This is a genomic window from Streptomyces sp. NPDC102360 (assembly GCF_044766085.1).
Taxonomy (GTDB): domain Bacteria; phylum Actinomycetota; class Actinomycetes; order Streptomycetales; family Streptomycetaceae; genus Streptomyces.
In genome coordinates, this window is sequence record NZ_JBIWLG010000007.1 from 380,200 (window position 1) to 402,187 (window position 21,988).

Sequence of the window (21,988 nt, forward strand, 5' to 3'; positions counted from 1 at the left end):
CAGGGATGACCGGAATGACCCACCAGTGGCGCGGCATCATCGAGGAGTACCGGGACCGGCTCCCGGTGACCGACACCACGCCGGTCGTGACACTGCGCGAGGGCGGTACGCCGCTCGTGCCGGCGCGGCTGCTCTCCGAGCGCACCGGCTGTGAGGTGCACCTGAAGGTCGAGGGCGCCAACCCGACCGGTTCGTTCAAGGACCGCGGCATGACCATGGCCATCACGAAGGCCAAGGAGGAGGGCGCGCAGGCCGTCATCTGCGCCTCCACCGGCAACACCTCGGCCTCCGCCGCCGCGTACGCCGTGCGGGCCGGGATGGTCTGCGCCGTCCTCGTGCCGCAGGGCAAGATCGCGCTCGGCAAGATGGGCCAGGCGCTCGTCTACGGCTCGAAGATCCTCCAGGTCGACGGCAACTTCGACGACTGCCTGAATCTCGCCCGCAGCCTCTCCGAGAACTACCCGGTGGCGCTGGTGAACTCGGTGAACCCGTACCGCATCGAGGGCCAGAAGACCGGCTCGTTCGAGATCGTGGACGCCCTGGGCGACGCGCCCGACATCCACGTCCTCCCGGTCGGCAACGCCGGCAACATCACGGCGTACTGGAAGGGCTACAAGGAGTACGCCGCCGACGGCGTCTCCTCGCGTACGCCCCGCATGTGGGGCTTCCAGGCCTCGGGCTCCGCGCCGATCGTGCGCGGCGAGGTCGTCAAGGACCCCTCGACGATCGCCACCGCGATTCGCATCGGCAACCCCGCCTCGTGGCAGCACGCGCTCGCCGCGCGCGAGGAGTCCGGCGGCTTCATCGACGAGGTGACGGACCGTGAGATCCTGCGCGCCTACAAGCTGTTGGCGTCCCAGGAGGGTGTCTTCGTCGAGCCCGCGTCGGCCGCGTCCGTCGCCGGTCTGCTGAAGGCCGCCGAGGAGGGCAAGGTCGACCCCGGCCAGAAGATCGTCTGCACCGTCACGGGCAACGGTCTGAAGGACCCGGACTGGGCCGTCGCCGGCGCCCCGCAGCCCGTCACCGTCCCGGTCGACGCCGCGGCGGCCGCCGAGCGCCTCGGCCTCGCGTGACTTTTATGCGACGCTGACACCTCGTCAACTGGGCTTTTCCGTACAGGGGGGTGCACAGGGGGGCTTGCGACACGCATCGTGCGCCTCCTGTGCGCCCTATGTCGCCACGGAACCTTCCTTCGATAGGCTGTAGCGAACCCGCCCACCGCATATGCCGTGGTGCCGCCGCTGTTGTGTCGATCGCGGCCCGGGTGTCGACCTACGCACCACAAAACATCGGAAGTCTCGGAAGTTCTCGAAAACCTCGACTGTCGTACATCTCGTCGGTCAAAGCATTCCTTCGGAAGTTCTCGAAACATCCCGCAGCTCAAGGAGAGTCATCGAGCGATGGCCGGTCCCGCGTTCCGCGCCGCCGCCGTCAGGGTGCGCGTCCCCGCCACCAGCGCCAATCTCGGCCCGGGCTTCGACAGCCTCGGTCTGTCGCTGGGGCTCTACGACGACGTGGTCGTCAGGGTCGCCGACTCCGGGCTGAACATCGACATCGCCGGTGAGGGCTCCGAGACCCTGCCCCGCGACGAGTCGCACCTTCTCGTACGGTCCCTGCGCACGGCCTTCGACGCCCTCGGCGGACAGCCGCGCGGTCTCGAGATCGTCTGCGCCAACCGGATCCCGCACGGCCGCGGCCTGGGCTCCTCGTCCGCCGCGATCGTGTCGGCCGTGGTCGCCGCGCGCGCCGTGACGATAGGCGGCGCCGCCGTGCTCGACGACGCCGCACTGCTCGAACTCGCCACCGAGATCGAGGGCCACCCCGACAACGTGGCCCCCTGCCTGCTCGGTGGCTTCACCATCGCGTGGACCGAGACCGGCGCGGGCCGGGCGGTCCGTCTCGACGCGGCCGGTTCCATCGTTCCGGTGGTCTTCGTCCCCGGAAAGCCCGTCCTCACCGAAATGGCCCGAGGACTCCTGCCGCGCACCGTCCCGCACGTGGACGCCGCGGCCAACGCGGGCCGGGCGGCCCTGCTCGTAGAGGCCCTGACCAGGCGCCCCGAGCTGCTGCTCCCGGCCACGGAAGACCGCCTTCACCAGGAGTACCGGGCGCCGGCGATGCCGGAGAGCGCCGCCCTGGTGGAGCGGCTGCGGGCCGACGGGGTGCCCGCGATGATCTCCGGAGCGGGGCCGACTGTGCTCGCTCTGGTGGAGGAAGAAACGGCCGACAAGGTCGCCCGGCTGGCCGGGGAGGGCTGGGCGGCGAACCGCCTTGACCTCGATGTCGACGGAGCGAGCGTGCTGCCGCTTGGCTCCTACAGCGTCTGATCGAATGCGTCCGGTTGCCGGATTACGAGAGGGGGAATGTTTGTTGGATCCGGTAGTGTTAACCTCAAGTCTGCACCCGGCCCTACCATGGCGAGGTGCTGTGTGTCCCCGTCAGGGACAACCATTCTTCCGGGAGCCTCCCCAGCGATTCTGTGCAGCGTCCTCGCATGTCGAGATGTGGCACTGAAGAGTGGCGAGCACGCTCCGGAACCGGCGTGACCGAGCCGCGTGACACAGAAATCCAGTGCACCCGCGGAATCGGGCTACGCCGTCACCACCGAATCTTCCGCCTCTTCGGCGGACAACCGCCCCGGCACACGGTCCGTACAGGCTGGACCACCGCCGGACAGCACAACACGGTCGCCGAGCCAGACAGGCCGACGTCCGCTCCAGGGAAGGACCCTTCGTGAGCGACACCACCGATCTGATGGGCGTGACTGCCGACAGCTCTGCTGCCGCGCCCGCCGCGTCCTCTGCGGACGCCTCCGCCGCGCCCGCCCGGCGGCGCCGCGGTACCGGCCTTGACGGCATGGTGCTGGCCGAGCTGCAGCAGGTCGCATCGGGCCTCGGTATCAAGGGCACTGCGCGGATGCGCAAGAGCCAGCTGATCGAGGTCATCAAGGAGGCGCAGTCCGGGGGAGGCAACTCCCAGAGCGCCCCGGCGAAGAGCGCCGACGCCGCCGAGACGAAGCCGAAGCGGCGGGCCACCTCGAAGGCCCGTACCGGCGACGAGCCCGCGGCCGACGCCGCGCCGGCGAAGTCGGCTGCCAAGGCGGACAAGGCCGAGACGGCCGACGCCAAGGCGAAGAAGGCCACCGCCCAGCAGCAGATCGAGATCCCCGGCCAGGGCGCCAGCGACGAGCAGCCGGCCGGCGAGCGTCGTCGCCGCCGTGCCACGTCCGAGGCGGGCAGCCCCGAGACGGTCACCGCCGAGGCCAAGGCCGACACGCGGCAGGACAAGCAGGACCGCCAGCAGGACCGCCAGGACAAGCAGGAGCGTCAGGACGGCGGCGACGGCAACAAGGGCGACGGCGGCCAGGACGGCAACGAGGGTCGTCGCGACCGCCGTGACCGTCAGGGCGACCGCCAGGGCGGCGACCGTCAGGGCGGCCGTGGTGGACGCGACCGCGACCGCGATCGTGGTGACCGCGACCGCCGCGGCGGCAAGGGCGACGACCAGGGCGGGAACAGCCAGGGCGGCAACCGCGGCAACCAGCAGGGCGGCGGCCGGAACAACCAGCAGGACGACGGCTACGACGACGACGGCGGCGGTCGCCGCGGGCGCAGGGGCCGTTACCGCGACCGCCGTGGGCGTCGTGGGCGCGACGAGCAGGGCTTCGGCAACGAGCCGCAGATCTCCGAGGACGACGTCCTGATCCCCGTCGCGGGCATCCTCGACATCCTCGACAACTACGCCTTCATCCGTACGTCGGGCTACCTGCCGGGTCCCAATGACGTCTACGTCTCCCTGGCCCAGGTCCGCAAGAACGGCCTGCGCAAGGGTGACCACGTCACCGGTGCCGTGCGTCAGCCCAAGGACGGCGAGCGCCGCGAGAAGTTCAACGCGCTCGTCCGCCTCGACTCGGCGAACGGCATGGCGGCCGAATCCGGCCGCGGGCGCCCGGAGTTCAACAAGCTGACGCCCCTCTACCCGCAGGACCGCCTCCGCCTGGAGACGGACCCGGGTGTGCTGACGACGCGCATCATCGACCTCGTCGCGCCGATCGGCAAGGGCCAGCGCGGTCTGATCGTGGCCCCGCCGAAGACCGGCAAGACCATGATCCTGCAGTCGATCGCGAACGCGATCACCGTGAACAACCCCGAGTGCCACCTGATGGTCGTCCTCGTCGACGAGCGTCCGGAAGAGGTCACGGACATGCAGCGGTCGGTGAAGGGCGAGGTCATCTCCTCGACCTTCGACCGTCCGGCCGAGGACCACACCACGGTCGCCGAGCTCGCCATCGAGCGCGCCAAGCGCCTCGTGGAGCTGGGTCACGACGTCGTCGTGCTGCTCGACTCGATCACCCGTCTGGGCCGCGCGTACAACCTCGCGGCGCCGGCCTCCGGCCGCATCCTGTCCGGTGGTGTCGACTCGACCGCCCTGTACCCGCCGAAGCGCTTCTTCGGTGCGGCCCGCAACATCGAGGACGGCGGCTCGCTGACCATCCTCGCCACCGCACTGGTGGACACCGGGTCCCGCATGGACGAGGTCATCTTCGAGGAGTTCAAGGGCACCGGCAACGCCGAGCTCAAGCTCGACCGCAAGCTCGCGGACAAGCGCATCTTCCCGGCGGTGGACGTGGACGCGTCCGGTACCCGTAAGGAAGAGATCCTGCTCGGCAGCGACGAGCTGGCGATCACCTGGAAGCTGCGTCGCGTGCTGCACGCGCTCGACCAGCAGCAGGCGATCGAGCTGCTGCTCGACAAGATGAAGCAGACGAAGTCCAACGCGGAGTTCCTGCTGCAGATCCAGAAGACGACGCCGACGCCGGGCAACGGCAACGACTGACGCTTCACCCGGATCCAAGGGCTGGGCCCCGCCGCTTCACGCGGCGGGGCCCAGCCCTTTTCCGTGCCTGGTCCAAACGTTTCGGGGCACTCGTCGGCCAGAGACCTTCACCACACGTATAAGGATCTGTGCCCTCTGTGAAGCATGCGGCACATGGGCGTGAAAGTGCAGGTGAGAAGGTTGCAGGTCGTTGATCCCGCTACGTACGGTCGCTCTTCCGTCCCAGAATGCGCACACGTGTTTGTGCAACCCTTCATGGCGGTCCGCCGTCACACCGAGTGAACGAAGAAGCGGACCGAAGGACCATGAAGCAGACGAACCTGCGAGGAGTTATGCCGGACCGTGACAGCAAGCCCGGGCGCCACCGCGGCGTCAAGGGCAGCCGCCGCAAGCCGCGCAGCGGGCGCAGCAAGGCGCTGCGCATCGCGGCGTGGAGTGCCGCGGGCGTCGTCGTCCTCGGTGGAACCGGCCTGGGGTACGTCTACTTCCAGCTCAACGGCAACATCAAGAGCGTCGACATCGACTCGCAGCTGGGTACCGACCGTCCGCAGGACGTGGACAACGGCTCGGAGGACATCCTCGTCCTCGGCTCCGACACCCGGGCAGGGGACAACGAGAAGGTCGGCGGCGGCGCCGACGAGGGCTCGGCGCGCTCGGACACCGCGATGGTCGTCCACGTCTACAAGGGCCACAAGCGGGCCAGCATCGTCTCCATCCCCAGGGACACGCTCATCGACCGGCCCTCGTGCACCGACAAGAACGGCAACGAGTACCCGGCGCAGAGCGAGGCCATGTTCAACTCCGCGTACTCGACGGGCGGCGCGGCCTGCGCGGTGAAGACCGTCGAGTCCATGAGCGGAATCCGCATGGACCACTACGTGGAGGTCGACTTCAGCGGCTTCCAGAAGCTGATCGACGACCTCGGGGGCGTCAAGGTCACCACCACGAAGGCGATCAACGACCCCGACAGCCATCTGAACCTCGAGGCGGGCACGCACACGCTCAGTGGCGAGCAGTCGCTCGGCCTCGTCCGCACCCGGCACGGCGTCGGGGACGGCAGCGACCTGGGACGCATCCAGCTCCAGCAGGCGTTCATGAAGGCCCTGATGGACCAGATCAAGAACGTCGGCGTCTTCACCAGCCCGAGCAAGCTGTACGCACTCGCGAACACCGCCACGAAGACGGTGACCACGGACTCGCAGCTGGCCTCGGTCAAGGACCTGACCTCGTTCGCGAGCGGGCTCAAGGGCATCGGCTCCGGCGACATGAACATGGTGACGCTGCCGGTGCGCTACGACCCGAACGACGCCAACCGCGTGCTCCTGGACAAGACCAACGCGAACAAGGTCTGGAAGGCGCTCGACGCCGACAAGGCCGTCCCGAAGTCGGCGACCAAGGACTCCGCCAAGGGCTCCGCCGACAGCGTCGTGAAGTAGCCAGGACCCCCTCGGGGAGGGCCGGGAATACTTCCGGGCCCTCCTCGGTTTTGGGGGATACGGCCAGTCCTGGCAGACTGGTACGTCGGCCCCGGTTCACGCTCCCGCATCCCGCGTCAGCGACCCGGCGCCCTCCATGAACCTAGGAGACACCTTGAAGCGCGACATTCACCCCGAGTACGTCGAGACGCAGGTCTCTTGCACCTGTGGCGCGTCGTTCACCACCCGTAGCACCATCTCGTCCGGCACCGTCCGTGCCGAGGTCTGCTCCGAGTGCCACCCGTTCTACACGGGCAAGCAGAAGATCCTCGACACCGGTGGCCGTGTGGCCCGCTTCGAGGCCCGCTTCGGCAAGGCTGCGGCTGCCAACAAGTAGCGAAGCTCCAGCGCCGGTCCACGGTGCCCCTGTTCATCGCGGGGGCACCGGGACCGGCGCTTTGCAGTGCAGCCCCCGGTGTCCGGGGGCATCCCGGAATGACACAGCACCCCCGTAACTGCAGGAGCCGGAGATGTTCGAGGCCGTCGAGGAACTGATCGGTGAGCACGCCGATCTGGAGAAGAAGCTCGCGGACCCGTCGGTCCACGCCGACCAGGCGAACGCGCGCAAGCTCAACAAGCGCTACGCCGAGCTGACCCCGATCGTCACCACGTACCGCTCCTGGAAGCAGACCGGGGACGACGTCGAGACGGCCAGGGAATTCGCCGCCGACGACCCGGACTTCGCGGCCGAGGTCAAGGACCTCGAGCAGCAGCGCGAGGAGATCACAGAGAAGCTGCGGCTCCTCCTGGTCCCGCGCGACCCGTCCGACGACAAGGACGTGATCCTCGAGGTCAAGGCCGGCGCCGGCGGCGACGAGTCCGCGCTGTTCGCGGGCGACCTGCTGCGCATGTACCTGCGCTACGCGGAGCGCGTCGGCTGGAAGACCGAGATCATCGACGCCACCGAGTCCGAGCTCGGCGGCTACAAGGACGTCCAGGTCGCCGTGAAGACCAAGGGCGGGAACGGTGCGACCGAGCCCGGCCAGGGTGTCTGGGCCCGCCTGAAGTACGAGGGCGGCGTGCACCGCGTGCAGCGTGTGCCGTCGACCGAGTCGCAGGGCCGCATCCACACCTCCGCCGCAGGCGTGCTTGTCACGCCCGAGGCCGAGGAGGTCGACGTCGAGATCCACGCGAACGATCTGCGCATCGACGTGTACCGCTCCTCGGGCCCCGGCGGGCAGTCCGTCAACACGACCGACTCCGCCGTCCGGATCACGCACATCCCCACCGGCGTCGTGGCTTCCTGCCAGAACGAGAAGTCCCAGCTGCAGAACAAGGAGCAGGCGATGCGTATCCTGCGCTCCAGGCTCCTCGCAGCGGCGCAGGAGGAAGCGGAGAAGAACGCCGCCGACGCCCGCCGCAGCCAGGTCCGCACCGTCGACCGCTCCGAGAAGATCCGTACGTACAACTTCCCGGAGAACCGCATCTCGGACCACCGCGTCGGCTTCAAGGCCTACAACTTGGACCAGGTGCTCGACGGCGACCTCGACGCCGTGATCCAGGCGTGCGTCGACGCGGACTCGGCCGCCAAGCTCGCCGCCGCGTAGAACCGCACCGCCCGCCCCGTACGACAGCTCAGCCCGGAGGAACAGCGTGCAGCAACATTTTGGGGGGCGACCCCCGAACCCCCGCAGCGTGCTGCTCGCGGAAGTGGCCCAGGCCACCCAGCGCCTCGCCGACGCCGGCGTGCCCTCGCCGCGCAATGACGCGGAGGAGCTCGCGGCCTACGTGCACGGGGTCAAGCGGGGCGAGCTGCACACCGTCAAGGACGTGGACTTCGACGCCCGGTTCTGGGAGGCCACCGCGCGCCGCGAGGCCCGCGAGCCGCTCCAGCACATCACCGGGCACGCCTACTTCCGCTATCTGGAGCTCCAGGTCGGTCCCGGGGTGTTCGTGCCGCGCCCGGAGACCGAGTCGGTCGTCGGCTGGGCCATAGACGCCGTGCGCGCGATGGACGTCGTCGAACCGCTGATCGTCGACCTCTGTTCCGGCTCCGGCGCCATCGCGCTGGCGCTCGCCCAGGAGGTGCCGCGCTCGCGCGTGCACGCCGTGGAGCTGTCCGAGGACGCGCTCAAATGGACGCGCAAGAACGTCGAGGGGTCCAGGGTCGACCTGCGCCAGGGCGACGCCCTGACGGCCTTCCCCGACCTCGACGGCCAGGTCGATCTGGTGATCTCGAATCCGCCGTACATCCCGCTCACCGAGTGGGAGTACGTCGCCCCCGAGGCCCGCGATTACGACCCGGACCTCGCCCTGTTCTCCGGTGAGGACGGGCTCGACCTGATCCGTGGCATCGAGCGCACCGCCCACCGTCTGCTCCGCCCCGGCGGCATCGTCGTCATCGAGCACGCGGACACGCAGGGCGGCCAGGTGCCGTGGATCTTCACCGAGGAGCGGGGCTGGGCGGACGCCGCCGACCACCCCGACCTCAACAACCGCCCGAGGTTCGCGACCGCACGCAAGGCGCTGCCGTGACCGACGCGCTGTCCTTTGAGTTTGACGAATTCGAGCGATCCGCAGAGCAGTACGCAGAGCAGGAGGCCCGCTAGATGGCACGGCGCTACGACACCAATGACGCAGTGGACCGCGCTACCGGCCTGCGTGAAGCCGCCTCCGCAGTCCGCCGCGGCGAGCTGGTCGTGCTGCCCACCGACACCGTGTACGGCATCGGTGCCGACGCCTTCACGCCCGAGGCGGTCGGCGACCTCCTGGAGGCCAAGGGCCGTGGCCGCAACATGCCGACGCCGGTCGTCATCCCGTCGCCGAACACGCTGCACGGGCTCGTCACGGACTTCTCCGAGATGGCCTGGGAACTGGTCGACGCGTTCTGGCCGGGCGGCCTGACCCTCGTCGCCAAGCAGCAGCCGTCGCTGCAGTGGGACCTCGGCAGCACCCGTGGCACCGTCGCGGTCCGGATGCCGCTGCACCCCGTCGCCATCGAACTGCTCACCGAGGTCGGCCCGATGGCGCTGTCCTCCGCGAACCTGACCGGCCACCCGGCCCCCGAGGACTGCGACGCCGCGCAGGAGATGCTCGGCGACTCCGTCTCCGTCTACCTCGACGGGGGGCCGACGCCCGGCAACATCCCGTCATCCATCGTCGACGTCACCGGCAAGATCCCGGTCCTGCTGCGCGAGGGCGCGCTGACCGCGGACGAGCTGCGCAAGGTCGTACCCGACCTCGAGGTGGCGAATTGACAGCCCCTGAGACGGGGCGTGGCATAGGCAACGGGTACGTACGCACGCCGGCTCTCCCCGGTGACACCTTCCGCATCCTCCACGTCAGCACAGGCAACGTGTGCCGCTCGCCGATCACCGAGCGGCTGACGCGGCACGCCCTCGCGGACCGGCTCGGCGCGCCGCTCGCCGGCGGGCTCGTCGTGGAGAGCGCGGGCACCTGGGGCCATGAGGGCGCGCCCATGGAGGCCAATGCGGAAACGGTCCTGGCGGACTTCGGGGCGGATGCCTCCGGCTTCGTCGGCCGTGAGCTTCTCGACGACCACGTCATAAGGGCCGACCTGGTCCTGACCGCGACCCGCGACCACCGGGCGCAGGTCATCTCCATGGGTCACAGCGCGGGTCTGCGGACCTTCACGCTGAAGGAGTTCACGCGGCTCGTGCAGGCCATAGATCCGGCCACGCTGCCGGATCCGATCGAGTCCGGTGTGGTCGAGCGGGCCCGTTCGCTGGTGCGGGCTGCCGCGGCTCTACGCGGGTGGCTTCTTGCCCCGAGTGTCGAGGCGGACGAGGTCTACGACCCGTACGGCGCGCCCCTCCCGTTCTTCCAGTCGGTCGGCGGCGAGATCAACGAGGCGTTGGCCCCGGTCGTCACGGCCCTGACAGGCATCACGAAGTAGCCGCCACGGGGCTCCGCCCCGGACCCCGCTGCTCAATCGCCGCAGGGGCTTAAAAGATGCGATTGAGGCGATCCAGCCCCGCCGGCGTTTGAGGCGCGGGGTCCGGGGCGGAGCCCCGTGGCGTGAGCGCGGGCGGCCGGAACGACGCGGATCTACATTGGAAGGCACCTACCCGCCCCACGCGAGGCCCGGAGCCGACCATGCCGGTGATGACAGAACCCGCAGCCCTGGCGGAGCTACAACGGCAGGACCCCGAACTGGCCGAAATCCTCCTCGCGGAGACCACCCGCCAGGCGGACTCCCTCCAGCTCATCGCCGCCGAGAACTTCGCGTCGCCCGCGGTCCTCGCCGCCCTCGGCTCCCCGCTCGCCAACAAGTACGCGGAGGGCTACCCCGGCGCCCGCCACCACGGCGGCTGCGAACTCGTCGACGTGGCGGAACGTCTCGCCATCGACCGCGCCCGCGCACTCTTCGGCGCCGAACACGTCAACGTACAGGCGCACAGCGGCTCTTCGGCCGTGCTCGCCGCGTACGCCGTACTGCTGAAACCCGGCGACACCGTCCTCGCGATGGGCCTGCCGTCCGGTGGCCACCTCACGCACGGCTCACCGGCCAACTTCTCCGGCCGCTGGTTCGACTTCGTCCCGTACGGCGTCGACGCGGAGAGCGGGCTCATCGACTACGAGCAGGTCCGCGCGCTGGCCCGCGCCCACCGCCCCAAGGCCGTCGTGTGCGGCTCGATCTCGTACCCCCGGCACATCGACTACGCCGCCTTCCGGGAGATCGCCGACGACGTGGGCGCCCACCTCATCGCCGACGCCGCGCACCCCATCGGCCTGGTCGCAGGGGGAGCGGCCCCGAACCCGGTCCCGTACGCCGACATCGTCTGCGCCACCACGCACAAGGTGCTGCGCGGACCCCGCGGCGGCATGCTGCTGTGCTCGGCCGAGCTGTCCGACCGCGTCGACCGGGCCGTCTTCCCCTTCACCCAGGGCGGCGCCCAGATGCACACGATCGCCGCGAAGGCCGTCGCGTTCGGCGAGGCGGCGCGGCCGGCCTTCACCGCGTACGCCCACCAGGTCGTGGCCAACGCGCGGCTGCTCGCGGGCGCGCTCGCGGCGGAGGGCTTCGGCGTCACCACCGGCGGCACCGACACCCACCTGCTGACCGTGGACCCGGCCCCGCTCGGCGTCGCGGCCGCGGTGGCGCGTGGCCGGCTCGCCTCGGCGGGCATGATCCTCGACACATGCGCCCTGCCGCGCTGCGGAGCGGCCGATGTCACCGCGGACGGCGGCCGCGGCCTGCGCCTCGGCACCGCCGCCGTCACCACACAGGGCATGGGCGAAGGAGAGATGGCCCGCATCGCGGTGCTCCTGTCGGGTGTCGTACGGGGAGTTCTCGACACCCGCACGGTCCGCGAAGAGGTCCGCGAACTGGCCGGAAGATTCCCCCCGTACCCCACCGAGAACGGGGTAGGCGCCCTCTGAGACACCCCTTGCGCCGCACCAGTGCACCTCTGGAACCGTCAGCCGTGCAACCATCGTCGCTACCCGGAAGTCCCCAACCCTAAGCACGCGAGACTAGGGTGTGGGGCTGAGATGGCCAGCGATACCTGTGGGGAAGCCCGTGCGTGAATACCTGCTGACGCTCTGCATCACGGCCGCGGTGACCTATCTGCTCACAGGCCCGGTGCGGAAGTTCGCGATCGTGGCCGGCGCCATGCCGGAGATCCGTGCACGTGACGTGCACCGGGAACCCACGCCGCGGCTCGGCGGTATCGCCATGTTCTTCGGCCTGTGCGCGGGCCTGCTCGTCGCCGACCACCTCACCAACCTGGACAAGGTCTTCGAGTCCTCGAACGAACCGCGCGCGCTGCTCTCCGGCGCCGCGCTGATCTGGCTGATCGGCGTCCTGGACGACAAGTTCGAGATCGACGCCCTCATCAAGCTCGGCGGCCAGATGATCGCCGCGGGCGTGATGGTCATGCAGGGCCTGACGATCCTGTGGCTCCCGATCCCCGGCGTGGGGACGGTGTCCCTCACGCAGTGGCAGGGGACCCTGCTCACCGTCGCGCTCGTCGTCATCACCATCAACGCGGTGAACTTCGTCGACGGCCTGGACGGCCTCGCGGCGGGCATGGTGTGCATCGCCGCGTGCGCGTTCTTCCTGTACGCGTACCGGATCTGGTACGGCTACGGCATCGAGTCCGCGGCCCCGGCCACGCTGTTCGCGGCGATCCTGATGGGCATGTGTCTGGGCTTCCTGCCGCACAACATCCATCCGGCCAGAATCTTCATGGGCGACTCGGGCTCCATGCTCATCGGCCTCGTCCTCGCGGCCGGCGCCATCTCCATCACGGGTCAGGTCGACCCGGACGCCCTCAAGTTGAACCTCGGTGGCTCCACGCGAGACACCACGCACGCGATGCTCCCCGTCTTCCTGCCGCTGCTGATGCCGCTGACGATCATCGCGATCCCGTTCGCCGACCTCGTCCTCGCGATCGTGCGCCGTACCTGGAACGGGCAGTCGCCGTTCGCCGCGGACCGCGGGCATCTGCACCACCGGCTCCTGGAGATCGGCCACTCGCACTCCCGCGCGGTGCTGATCATGTACTTCTGGTCGGGCCTCATCGCCTTCGGCGCGGTCGCCTACTCCGTGCACTCCGCGTCCGGGATGTGGGTCATGCTCACCATCGTCGCGCTGAGCTTCGTCGGGCTCGTCATGCTGCTGCTGCCGCGCTTCACGCCGCACGCGCCGCGCTGGGCCCAGCACTTGGTGCCGCCGCGCTACCGGCGACCGGCCGAGGCAGTGGAAGGGGACGGGGCGGCCGAGCCGTCCGAGGGCTCCGAGGGCGGACCGGATCGGGACCGGATCCCCGCGGGCGTCAACGGAGCGACGGCGATCGGCGGCCGTTCGCGCTTCACGGATCGGCGTAAGGCGGGAACGTCGCGTTGACCGGGCGAGCGCGGAGTCCGAAATGATCCCAATACCAGACATGTTGGTCTCGCGCCCGCACAGACGCGCAGGATCCCCCTCACGTGTGACGGTTGGCACACCTTCTAGGTAAAGACCGCATCAAATAGTTTGTGATACCGTTCACGAAGCCGGGGACAGGGCCGAAAGGCCATAGGGCGAAGGTCATTTGGCCCGAATCGACCCATCGGATCCCGGACTACGCTCGTCCATGACGACACCCTGCCCCCTTCAGTAAGCGGAGTTGCCGCCATGCCGTCCAATGACGCACGGACCCTTCTTCAAGCCGTCGTACCCACCGCCGCCGCGGGCGTGATTGCCGCGGTGATCAGTGGTGTGGTTGCGGGTGGCAAGGGGGCCATTGGTGCGCTGGTCGGTGCTCTTGTGGTGATCGTGTTCATGGGCCTCGGGCAGGTCGTGCTGATCCGCACGGCAAAATCGCTTCCGCAGCTGTTCCAGGCGATGGGGCTGATGCTCTACGTCGCCCAGCTGTTGCTGCTCCTGATCTTCGTGGCCATTTTCAAGGACACGACTCTCTTCAATCCCAAGACCTTCGCCATCGTGCTGATCGTTTCGACGGTCGTATGGATGGCCGCACAGGCTCGTGCGCACATGAAGGCCAAGATTTTCTATATCGATCCCGAAGCGGCGCCCGGCTCCAAGGGGACCGGGACCAGCGAGAAGGCCGAAAAGACCGGGTCGTCGTCGTGAGAGGTAGGGCCGGGATAAGCGCCCGTTCGGCGGGCTGCTATCGTCCGGTGCCAACTGCGGCATCGCCGGCGCGGGCACGAGAGCTGACGCCTGCACGATCGCGAGGCTCACTGCCTGCCCGCCGCCCCCACGCCCGAATCACCAGACCGGTGCCGATCCGCGGCTGCGCGCCGCACCGACACAACGAGGTTGCCGTACTTATGCGTCACGCCGAAGGAGCCCGCGGTGAGTGCTGACACGACCCAGCTCGCCTTTGACTGGAGCTGTCGGATCATGTCCGACAACGGATGCGGCTTCCCGGCGCCGGGCCTGCACTCCTTCCTGTTCGAACCGATTGCCGACTTCGGCTGGTTCTACTTCAACAAGGTGATGCTGCTCGCCCTCATCACCACGGTCGTCATCTGCTGGTTCTTCTACGCCGCGTTCGGCCGCTCGAAGGTCGTGCCCGGGAAGATCCAGATGATCGGTGAGGCCGGCTACGACTTCGTCCGCCGCACCATCGTCTACGAGACGCTGGGCAAGAAGGAGGGCGAGAAGTACGTACCGATCATGGTCTCGCTGTTCTTCTTCATCTGGATCATGAACGTCTGGTCGGTCATCCCGCTCGCCCAGTTCCCGGTCGGTTCGGTCATCGCCTACCCGATCATCCTCGCGGCGATCGTGTACCTGATCTGGGTGCCGCTCACCTTCAAGCGCCATGGTTTCGTGGGCGGTTGGAAGAACGTCACCGGCTACGACGACTCGCTCGGCCCGGTCAAGTGGCTGGTCTCGTTCATCGAGTTCTTCTCGAACCTGCTGGTCCGCCCGTTCACGCACGCGGTGCGACTCTTCGCCAACATGTTCGCCGGTCACCTGATGCTGGTGATGTTCACCGTCGCCTCCTGGTACCTGCTGAACAGCTGGATGATCCCGGCCGCGGGCGTCTCCTTCGTGATGACGATCGCGATGATCCTCTTCGAACTTTTCGTGCAGGCCGTCCAGGCATACGTCTTCGTGCTCCTGGCCTGCTCGTACATTCAGGGCGCTCTCGCCGAGCACCACTGAGTACCACCGCCCAACCACCCCAGCTCGTCCGGTGGACAACCCCCACCGGTTCGTAAAGAAAAGGAAGTAACGGCATGTCCGCGTCCATCGAACTCGCCGCTGGCGTCTCCGGCTCCCTCGGTTCCATCGGTTACGGTCTCGCCGCGATCGGCCCCGGCATCGGTGTCGGCATCGTCTTCGGTAACGGCACCCAGGCGCTGGCCCGTCAGCCCGAGGCCGCCGGCCTCATCCGCGCCAACCAGATCCTCGGCTTCGCCTTCTGTGAGGCGCTCGCCCTGATCGGCATCGTCATGCCGTTCGTGTTCGGTATCTGATTTCCATACCTGACACGATTCGACGAAAGGCACTGTTGTGATCGCCAACCTGGTACAGCTGGCGGCCGAGGAAGAGCAGAACCCGCTCATTCCGCCCGGCCCCGAGCTGCTCATTGGCACCCTTGCCTTCGCCATCGTCTTCTTCTTCTTCGCCAAGAAGCTCCTTCCGCGTATCAACAAGACGCTGGAAGAGCGCCACGCGCAGATCGAAGGCGGTATCGAGAAGGCCGAGGCGCTCCAGACCGAGGCCCAGAGCGTGCTCGAGCAGTACAAGGCTCAGCTCGCCGAGGCCCGGCACGAGGCCGCGCGGCTGCGCCAGGAGGCGCAGGAGCAGGGTGCCGCGCTCATCGCCGAGATGCGTGCGGAAGGCCAGCGGCAGCGTGAGGAGATCATCGCCGCCGGTCACTCGCAGATCGAGGCCGACCGCAAGGCCGCCGCGCAGGCGCTGCGCCAGGACGTGGGCCTGCTGGCCACCGACCTGGCCGGCAAGCTCGTCGGCGAGTCCCTCGAGGACACCGCCCGGCAGTCGCGCACGATCGACCGCTTCCTCGACGAGCTCGAGGAGAAGGCAGAGGCCACGCGATGACCGCCCACGGAGCGAGCCGCGAGGCGCTGGCCGCCGCGCGTGAGCGTCTGGACGCACTGACCGACAACACCTCGGTCGACGTCAAGGCGCTCGCCGGTGACCTGGCCTCGGTGACCGCGCTGCTGCACCGCGAGGTCAGCCTGCGACGGGTCCTGACCGACCCGGCGCAGGCCGGTGAGGCCAAGGCCGAGCTCGCGAGCCGCCTGCTCGGCGGCCAGATCGGCGGCGAGTCCGTCGACCTGGTGTCCGGCCTGGTCCGCTCCCGTTGGTCGGCCTCCCGCGACCTGGTCGACTCCCTGGAGGAGCTGGCCAACACCGCGGACCTGACCGCGGCGCAGAAGAACGGTGAACTCGACGACGTCGAGGACGAGCTGTTCCGGTTCGGCCGGATCGTCTCCTCCAACACCGAGCTGCGCGCCGCACTGACCGACAAGACGGCCTCGGCCTCGGCCAAGGGCGAGCTCGTCAAGCAGCTGCTCGACGGTCGGGCCAAGCCCACCACCGAGCGGATCGTCGGGCGTCTTGTGACCGCGCCGCGTGGACGTAGCCTGGAAGCGGGACTCGAGTCCCTCTCCAAGCTCGCCGCCGAGCGTCGCGAGCGCATGGTGGCGGTCGTCACCACGGCGGTGCCGCTGAGCGACGCGCAGAAGCAGCGCCTGGGTGCGTCCCTGGCGAAGCTCTACGGGCGTCAGATGCACCTGAACCTGGACGTGGACCCCGAGGTCCTCGGCGGGATCAAGGTGCAGGTGGGCGACGAGGTCATCAACGGCTCCATCGCGGACCGCATCGAGGAGGCCGGCCGCCGCATGGCCGGCTGACCGCAACAAACCTGAACACGTACGACTACGGCCCTAGTTGGGCCGTGCAGAGGATTCCTGGGGGCCCGCGGCGCAGCCGCAATGGGACACAGCCCCAGACCCCCCAAGAACACTTCGGGCCCAACAAGGAGAGCAGGGAACCCAGATGGCGGAGCTCACGATCCGGCCGGAGGAGATCCGGGACGCGCTGGAGAACTTTGTCCAGGCGTACAAGCCGGACGCGGCCTCGCGCGAGGAGGTCGGTACGGTCACCCTTGCCGGCGACGGCATCGCGAAGGTCGAGGGTCTTCCCTCGGCCATGGCCAACGAACTGCTGAAGTTCGAGGACGGCACCCTCGGCCTCGCACTCAACCTGGAAGAGCGCGAGATCGGCGCCATCGTCCTGGGCGAGTTCAGCGGCGTCGAGGAGGGGCAGCCGGTCACGCGTACCGGTGAGGTCCTGTCCGTCGGCGTCGGCGAGGGCTACCTGGGTCGCGTCGTCGACCCGCTCGGCAACCCGATCGACGGCCTCGGCGACATCGAGACCAGCGGTCGCCGCGCCCTCGAGCTGCAGGCCCCGGGCGTCATGGCCCGTAAGTCGGTGCACGAGCCGATGGAGACCGGCTACAAGGCCGTCGACGCGATGACCCCCGTCGGCCGTGGCCAGCGTCAGCTGGTCATCGGTGACCGCCAGACCGGCAAGACCGCCCTGGCTGTCGACACGATCATCAACCAGCGTGACAACTGGCGCACCGGCGACCCGAAGAAGCAGGTCCGCTGCGTCTACGTCGCCGTCGGTCAGAAGGGCTCCACCATCGCCTCCGTGCGCGGTGCCCTCGAAGAGGCCGGCGCGCTGGAGTACACGACCATCGTCGCCGCCCCGGCGTCCGACCCGGCCGGCTTCAAGTACCTGGCGCCGTACACCGGCTCGGCCATCGGCCAGCAGTGGATGTACGAGGGCAAGCACGTCCTCATCATCTTCGACGACCTCTCGAAGCAGGCCGACGCCTACCGCGCCGTGTCCCTGCTGCTCCGCCGCCCGCCGGGGCGCGAGGCCTACCCGGGTGACGTCTTCTACCTGCACTCGCGTCTGCTCGAGCGCTGCGCGAAGCTCTCGGACGAGCTCGGTGCCGGTTCGATGACGGGTCTGCCGATCGTCGAGACGAAGGCGAATGACGTCTCGGCGTTCATTCCGACCAACGTCATCTCCATCACCGACGGTCAGTGCTTCCTGGAGTCCGACCTCTTCAACGCCGGTCAGCGCCCCGCGCTGAACGTCGGTATCTCGGTCTCCCGTGTGGGTGGTTCCGCCCAGCACAAGGCCATGAAGCAGGTCTCCGGCCGGCTCCGTCTCGACCTGGCCCAGTACCGCGAGCTGGAGGCGTTCGCAGCCTTCGGTTCCGACCTGGACGCCGCGTCGAAGGCGCAGCTCGAGCGTGGCCAGCGCCTCGTCGAGCTGCTGAAGCAGGCTCAGTACGAGCCGATGGCCACCGAGGACCAGGTCGTCTCCGTCTGGGCCGGTACCAACGGCAAGATGGACGAGGTGCCGGTCGCCGACATCCGCCGCTTCGAGAAGGAGCTCCTTGAGCACCTGCACCGCAAGGAGCAGGGCCTCATGACCTCCATCAAGGAGGGCGGGAAGATGTCGAACGACACCATCCAGGCCATCGACGAGGCTGTCGCCGACTTCAAGAAGCAGTTCGAGACCTCGGACGGGAAGCTTCTCGGCGAGGACGCTCCGGCCGCCGCCGGCAAGTGACGACGGAAGGGACCTGACTCATGGGAGCCCAGCTCCGGGTCTACAAGCGTCGCATCCGATCCGTCACCGCGACCAAGAAGATCACCAAGGCGATGGAGATGATCGCCGCCTCGCGTGTCGTCAAGGCACAGCGCAAGGTGGCGGCCTCCACGCCGTACGCGTCCGAGCTGACGCGTGCGGTCACGGCGGTGGGGACCGGGTCGAACACCAAGCACCCGCTGACGACCGAGTCGGAGTCGGCGACCCGTTCCGCGGTTCTGCTGCTCACCAGCGACCGCGGTCTGGCCGGCGCCTTCAACTCGAACGCCATCAAGGCCGCCGAGCTGCTCACGGAGCGGCTCGAGGGCGAGGGCAAGGAGGTCGACACGTACATCGTCGGCCGCCGCGGTCTGGCCCACTACAACTTCCGCGAGCGCAAGGTCGTGGAGTCGTGGGCGGGCTTCACCGATGAGCCGACGTACGCGGACGCCAAGAAGGTCGCGGCGCCGCTGATCGAGGCGATCGAGAAGGAGACGGCGGAGGGCGGCGTGGACGAACTCCACATCGTCTACACCGAGTTCGTCTCGATGATGACGCAGACGGCCATCGACGGCCGGCTGCTGCCGCTCAGCCTCGAAGAGGTGGCGGAGGAATCCAAGGCGTCCGGCAAGGGCGACGAGATCCTTCCGCTGTACGACTTCGAGCCGTCGGCGGAGGACGTCCTCGACGCCCTGCTGCCGCGCTACGTCGAGAGCCGGATCTACAACGCGCTGCTCCAGTCGGCTGCTTCCAAGCACGCCGCCACGCGCCGCGCGATGAAGTCGGCGACCGACAACGCGGGAGAGCTGATCAATAACCTCTCCCGACTTGCCAACGCGGCCCGCCAGGCCGAAATCACCCAGGAAATCAGCGAGATCGTCGGTGGCTCAAGCGCCCTCGCCGACGCGAACGCGGGGAGTGACAAGTAATGACGACCACTGTTGAGACCGCGACGGCCACGGGCCGCGTCGCCCGGGTCATCGGCCCGGTCGTCGACGTGGAGTTCCCCGTCGACGCGATGCCGGACATCTACAACGCCCTGCACGTCGAGGTCAACGACCCGGCGCAGGACGGCGCGAAGAAGACCCTGACGCTCGAGGTCGCCCAGCACCTCGGTGACGGCCTGGTCCGCGCGATCTCCATGCAGCCCACCGACGGCCTGGTCCGCCAGGCCCCGGTCGTGGACACCGGCGCCTCCATCACGGTGCCCGTCGGCGACTTCACCAAGGGCAAGGTGTTCAACACCCTCGGCGAGGTCCTGAACGTCGACGAGGAGTACACCGGCGAGCGCTGGGGCATCCACCGCAAGGCGCCGAACTTCGACGAGCTCGAGTCGAAGACCGAGATGTTCGAGACCGGCATCAAGGTCGTCGACCTTCTCACCCCGTACGTCAAGGGTGGAAAGATCGGCCTCTTCGGCGGTGCCGGCGTCGGCAAGACGGTGCTCATCCAGGAGATGATCTACCGCGTCGCCAACAACCACGACGGTGTCTCCGTGTTCGCCGGTGTCGGCGAGCGCACCCGTGAGGGCAACGACCTCATCGAGGAGATGGCCGAGTCCGGCGTCATCGACAAGACCGCGCTTGTCTTCGGTCAGATGGACGAGCCGCCGGGCACCCGTCTGCGCGTGGCCCTCGCGGGTCTGACGATGGCGGAGTACTTCCGCGACGTGCAGAAGCAGGATGTTCTCTTCTTCATCGACAACATCTTCCGCTTCACGCAGGCCGGTTCCGAGGTCTCGACCCTGCTCGGCCGTATGCCCTCGGCCGTGGGTTACCAGCCGAACCTGGCCGACGAGATGGGTCTCCTCCAGGAGCGCATCACGTCGACCCGCGGTCACTCGATCACGTCCATGCAGGCCATTTACGTGCCCGCGGACGACCTGACCGACCCGGCCCCGGCGACGACCTTCGCCCACCTCGACGCGACGACGGTGCTTTCCCGTCCGATCTCCGAGAAGGGCATCTACCCGGCCGTGGACCCGCTGGACTCGACGTCCCGCATCCTGGACCCCCGCTACATCGCGGCGGACCACTACAACACGGCCATGCGTGTCAAGACGGTCCTCCAGAAGTACAAGGACCTTCAGGACATCATCGCGATCCTCGGTATCGACGAGCTCGGCGAGGAGGACAAGCTCACTGTCCACCGCGCCCGTCGCGTGGAGCGCTTCCTGTCGCAGAACACCCACGTCGCCAAGCAGTTCACCGGCGTCGACGGGTCGGACGTGCCGCTGGACGAGACGATCGTGGCGTTCAACGCGATCATCGACGGCGATTACGACCACTTCCCGGAGCAGGCGTTCTTCCTGTGCGGTGGCATTGAGGACCTCAAGGCCAACGCCAAGGAGCTCGGCGTCTCCTGAGCTTCGTAGCTCTGGGGGAGGGAGGGCCGGGGGTATGTCCCGGCCCTCCCTCCCCGCCCACTAGACTTTGAACCGACACCCGGCAGCGGATGCCGCCGGGTGGTGACCCGAGGAGCCCACCTTGGCTGCTGAGCTGCACGTCGAGCTCGTCGCCGCGGACCGTAGTGTCTGGTCCGGCGAGGCCACCCTGGTCGTCGCGCGTACCACGTCCGGCGACATCGGCGTCATGCCCGGTCACCAGCCGCTGCTCGGTGTGCTGGAGTCGGGCCCTGTGACGATCCGTACGACGGACGGGGGAACGATCGTGGCGGCTGTCCACGGCGGTTTCGTCTCGTTCGCCGACAACAAGCTGTCCCTGCTGGCCGAGATCGCCGAGCTCTCGGACGAGATCGACGCCCAGCGGGCGGAGCGGGCGCTGGAGCGCGCGAAGTCGGACGCCGACGCGTCCGCCGAGCGGCGCGCCGACGTTCGACTCCGTACGGTGGCGGCGCGCTGAATCCAGCGAGCCACATGATGTACCTCAGCCGCGGCCCGGGCCGGAGATAATCTCCGGACCAGGTCGCGGCTGAGGCGATCTACAACTGTTTTGCTGTTTCGTTATCGGTCGAGAAGCGAGGAGGTCGGTGCAGATGGTCCTCGTTCTCGTGCTGTGCGTAGTCGCGATCGTCGTACTCGTGGTGGTGGGGCTTGTCGCCTTCGGAGTGCGGCGGCGGCTCATCCAGCGCTCCGGCGGTACGTTCGACTGCTCGCTGCGGTGGGATGCGCCGGGGCCCGATGAGGCGGATGCCTCCGGCAAAGGGTGGGGCTACGGGATCGCGCGCTACAACGGTGACCGGATCGAGTGGTTCCGAGTCTTCTCGTACGCGCCTCGTCCCAAGCGCATCCTGGAGCGGGCGGCCATCGAGGTCACCGGTCGCAGGGCCCCCGAGGGTGAGGAGGAGCTCGCGCTCCTCTCCGATGCGATCGTCCTCGCGTGTACGCACCGTGGGACCCGCCTGGAACTCGCCATGAGCGAGGACGCGCTCACCGGTTTCCTGGCGTGGCTGGAGGCGGCCCCTCCCGGCCAGCGCGTCAACGTGGCGTAGCTTTTCCCCCACCCCACCCCTTCCCGAAAGCCCTCAATCGCCGGGCGGGCTCCATTTGGAGCCCGCCCGGCGATTGAGGGCATCATTGAAGCCCCTCCGGCGATTGAGGAGTTTCGGGAAGGGGTGGGGTGGGGGAGTGCATGGAGAAGCCGGGCCGACGGGGGGCGTT

The 21,988-nt window shown here is 68.5% G+C and carries 21 protein-coding genes; all 21 read left to right on the forward strand.

Annotated features, from left to right (window positions below; all coding sequences use genetic code 11):
• Positions 1-14: 14 nt before the first annotated feature.
• Complete coding sequence (gene thrC, locus ACIRHA_RS27250; RefSeq protein WP_403851164.1) at positions 15-1,073, forward strand: threonine synthase; 1,059 nt, start codon at positions 15-17, stop codon at positions 1,071-1,073.
• A 327-nt stretch (positions 1,074-1,400) separates the two neighbouring features.
• Positions 1,401-2,327, forward strand: coding sequence for a homoserine kinase (thrB, locus tag ACIRHA_RS27255; protein ID WP_403850958.1), 927 nt, complete (start codon positions 1,401-1,403; stop codon positions 2,325-2,327).
• Between the two features lie 406 nt (positions 2,328-2,733).
• Positions 2,734-4,836, forward strand: coding sequence for a transcription termination factor Rho (gene rho / locus ACIRHA_RS27260; protein WP_403850960.1), 2,103 nt, complete (start codon positions 2,734-2,736; stop codon positions 4,834-4,836).
• Between the two features lie 305 nt (positions 4,837-5,141).
• The gene (locus tag ACIRHA_RS27265; RefSeq protein WP_403850963.1) at positions 5,142-6,272 is read left to right on the forward strand and encodes an LCP family protein; all 1,131 of its coding nucleotides are present in this window, start codon (positions 5,142-5,144) and stop codon (positions 6,270-6,272) included.
• Positions 6,273-6,426: 154 nt separating this feature from the next.
• The gene (rpmE, locus tag ACIRHA_RS27270; RefSeq protein WP_100595864.1) at positions 6,427-6,648 is read left to right on the forward strand and encodes a 50S ribosomal protein L31; all 222 of its coding nucleotides are present in this window, start codon (positions 6,427-6,429) and stop codon (positions 6,646-6,648) included.
• Between the two features lie 133 nt (positions 6,649-6,781).
• Positions 6,782-7,858 carry a peptide chain release factor 1 gene (gene prfA, locus ACIRHA_RS27275; RefSeq protein WP_403850966.1) on the forward strand — a complete coding sequence of 359 codons (1,077 nt, stop codon included), beginning with the start codon at positions 6,782-6,784 and terminating at the stop codon, positions 7,856-7,858.
• An 88-nt stretch (positions 7,859-7,946) separates the two neighbouring features.
• Positions 7,947-8,786 carry a peptide chain release factor N(5)-glutamine methyltransferase gene (prmC, locus tag ACIRHA_RS27280; protein ID WP_403850969.1) on the forward strand — a complete coding sequence of 280 codons (840 nt, stop codon included), beginning with the start codon at positions 7,947-7,949 and terminating at the stop codon, positions 8,784-8,786.
• Positions 8,787-8,860: 74 nt separating this feature from the next.
• Positions 8,861-9,508, forward strand: a complete 648-nt coding sequence (locus tag ACIRHA_RS27285; protein ID WP_351343946.1) for an L-threonylcarbamoyladenylate synthase — start codon at positions 8,861-8,863, stop codon at positions 9,506-9,508.
• Positions 9,505-10,167 carry a protein-tyrosine-phosphatase gene (locus ACIRHA_RS27290; RefSeq protein WP_351343943.1) on the forward strand — a complete coding sequence of 221 codons (663 nt, stop codon included), beginning with the start codon at positions 9,505-9,507 and terminating at the stop codon, positions 10,165-10,167. The genes ACIRHA_RS27285 and ACIRHA_RS27290 overlap by 4 nt, the downstream gene beginning before the upstream one ends.
• Before the next feature lie 200 nt (positions 10,168-10,367).
• A complete protein-coding gene (gene glyA, locus ACIRHA_RS27295; RefSeq protein WP_403850972.1) occupies positions 10,368-11,654 on the forward strand; it encodes a serine hydroxymethyltransferase in 1,287 nt (428 codons plus the stop codon).
• 139 nt (positions 11,655-11,793) lie between these two features.
• Positions 11,794-13,122: an MraY family glycosyltransferase gene (locus tag ACIRHA_RS27300; RefSeq protein ID WP_403850974.1), complete on the forward strand. Its 1,329-nt coding sequence runs from the start codon at positions 11,794-11,796 to the stop codon at positions 13,120-13,122.
• 270 nt (positions 13,123-13,392) lie between these two features.
• The gene (locus tag ACIRHA_RS27305) at positions 13,393-13,851 is read left to right on the forward strand and encodes a hypothetical protein (protein WP_351343934.1); all 459 of its coding nucleotides are present in this window, start codon (positions 13,393-13,395) and stop codon (positions 13,849-13,851) included.
• Between the two features lie 273 nt (positions 13,852-14,124).
• Positions 14,125-14,895: a F0F1 ATP synthase subunit A gene (gene atpB / locus ACIRHA_RS27310; protein ID WP_403851167.1), complete on the forward strand. Its 771-nt coding sequence runs from the start codon at positions 14,125-14,127 to the stop codon at positions 14,893-14,895.
• Between the two features lie 74 nt (positions 14,896-14,969).
• Complete coding sequence (gene atpE / locus ACIRHA_RS27315; protein WP_266714117.1) at positions 14,970-15,209, forward strand: ATP synthase F0 subunit C; 240 nt, start codon at positions 14,970-14,972, stop codon at positions 15,207-15,209.
• A gap of 37 nt (positions 15,210-15,246) precedes the next feature.
• The gene (locus ACIRHA_RS27320) at positions 15,247-15,795 is read left to right on the forward strand and encodes a F0F1 ATP synthase subunit B (protein WP_403850977.1); all 549 of its coding nucleotides are present in this window, start codon (positions 15,247-15,249) and stop codon (positions 15,793-15,795) included.
• Positions 15,792-16,613 (forward strand): F0F1 ATP synthase subunit delta, encoded by an 822-nt coding sequence (locus ACIRHA_RS27325; RefSeq protein ID WP_403850980.1) that lies wholly within the window; start codon positions 15,792-15,794, stop codon positions 16,611-16,613. The genes ACIRHA_RS27320 and ACIRHA_RS27325 overlap by 4 nt, the downstream gene beginning before the upstream one ends.
• Positions 16,614-16,758: 145 nt before the next feature.
• Positions 16,759-18,351, forward strand: a complete 1,593-nt coding sequence (gene atpA / locus ACIRHA_RS27330; protein ID WP_403850982.1) for a F0F1 ATP synthase subunit alpha — start codon at positions 16,759-16,761, stop codon at positions 18,349-18,351.
• 20 nt (positions 18,352-18,371) lie between these two features.
• Positions 18,372-19,298, forward strand: a complete 927-nt coding sequence (locus ACIRHA_RS27335) for a F0F1 ATP synthase subunit gamma (RefSeq protein WP_403850985.1) — start codon at positions 18,372-18,374, stop codon at positions 19,296-19,298.
• A complete protein-coding gene (gene atpD / locus ACIRHA_RS27340) occupies positions 19,298-20,734 on the forward strand; it encodes a F0F1 ATP synthase subunit beta (protein WP_403850988.1) in 1,437 nt (478 codons plus the stop codon). Before ACIRHA_RS27335 ends, atpD begins: the two co-directional genes overlap by 1 nt.
• A gap of 121 nt (positions 20,735-20,855) precedes the next feature.
• The gene (locus ACIRHA_RS27345; protein WP_351344571.1) at positions 20,856-21,230 is read left to right on the forward strand and encodes a F0F1 ATP synthase subunit epsilon; all 375 of its coding nucleotides are present in this window, start codon (positions 20,856-20,858) and stop codon (positions 21,228-21,230) included.
• Between the two features lie 133 nt (positions 21,231-21,363).
• Entirely contained in the window at positions 21,364-21,819 is a 456-nt protein-coding gene (locus ACIRHA_RS27350) for a DUF2550 domain-containing protein (RefSeq protein ID WP_403850990.1), read from the forward strand.
• The last annotated feature ends 169 nt before the right edge of the window (positions 21,820-21,988 follow it).

Excerpts from the sequence above, each read along its gene's own strand:
- prfA (WP_403850966.1), top strand. The coding sequence starts at position 6,782 with ATGTTCGAGGCCGTCGAGGAACTGATCGGTGAGCACGCCGATCTGGAG.
- ACIRHA_RS27350 (WP_403850990.1), top strand. The coding sequence starts at position 21,364 with ATGGTCCTCGTTCTCGTGCTGTGCGTAGTCGCGATCGTCGTACTCGTG.
- atpE (WP_266714117.1), top strand. The coding sequence starts at position 14,970 with ATGTCCGCGTCCATCGAACTCGCCGCTGGCGTCTCCGGCTCCCTCGGT.
- ACIRHA_RS27305 (WP_351343934.1), top strand. The coding sequence starts at position 13,393 with ATGCCGTCCAATGACGCACGGACCCTTCTTCAAGCCGTCGTACCCACC.
- ACIRHA_RS27325 (WP_403850980.1), top strand. The coding sequence starts at position 15,792 with ATGACCGCCCACGGAGCGAGCCGCGAGGCGCTGGCCGCCGCGCGTGAG.
- atpD (WP_403850988.1), top strand. The coding sequence starts at position 19,298 with ATGACGACCACTGTTGAGACCGCGACGGCCACGGGCCGCGTCGCCCGG.
- ACIRHA_RS27285 (WP_351343946.1), top strand. The coding sequence starts at position 8,861 with ATGGCACGGCGCTACGACACCAATGACGCAGTGGACCGCGCTACCGGC.
- atpB (WP_403851167.1), top strand. The coding sequence starts at position 14,125 with ATGTCCGACAACGGATGCGGCTTCCCGGCGCCGGGCCTGCACTCCTTC.
- thrC (WP_403851164.1), top strand. The coding sequence starts at position 15 with ATGACCCACCAGTGGCGCGGCATCATCGAGGAGTACCGGGACCGGCTC.
- ACIRHA_RS27335 (WP_403850985.1), top strand. The coding sequence starts at position 18,372 with ATGGGAGCCCAGCTCCGGGTCTACAAGCGTCGCATCCGATCCGTCACC.
- ACIRHA_RS27265 (WP_403850963.1), top strand. The coding sequence starts at position 5,142 with ATGAAGCAGACGAACCTGCGAGGAGTTATGCCGGACCGTGACAGCAAG.
- atpA (WP_403850982.1), top strand. The coding sequence starts at position 16,759 with ATGGCGGAGCTCACGATCCGGCCGGAGGAGATCCGGGACGCGCTGGAG.
- thrB (WP_403850958.1), top strand. The coding sequence starts at position 1,401 with ATGGCCGGTCCCGCGTTCCGCGCCGCCGCCGTCAGGGTGCGCGTCCCC.
- glyA (WP_403850972.1), top strand. The coding sequence starts at position 10,368 with ATGCCGGTGATGACAGAACCCGCAGCCCTGGCGGAGCTACAACGGCAG.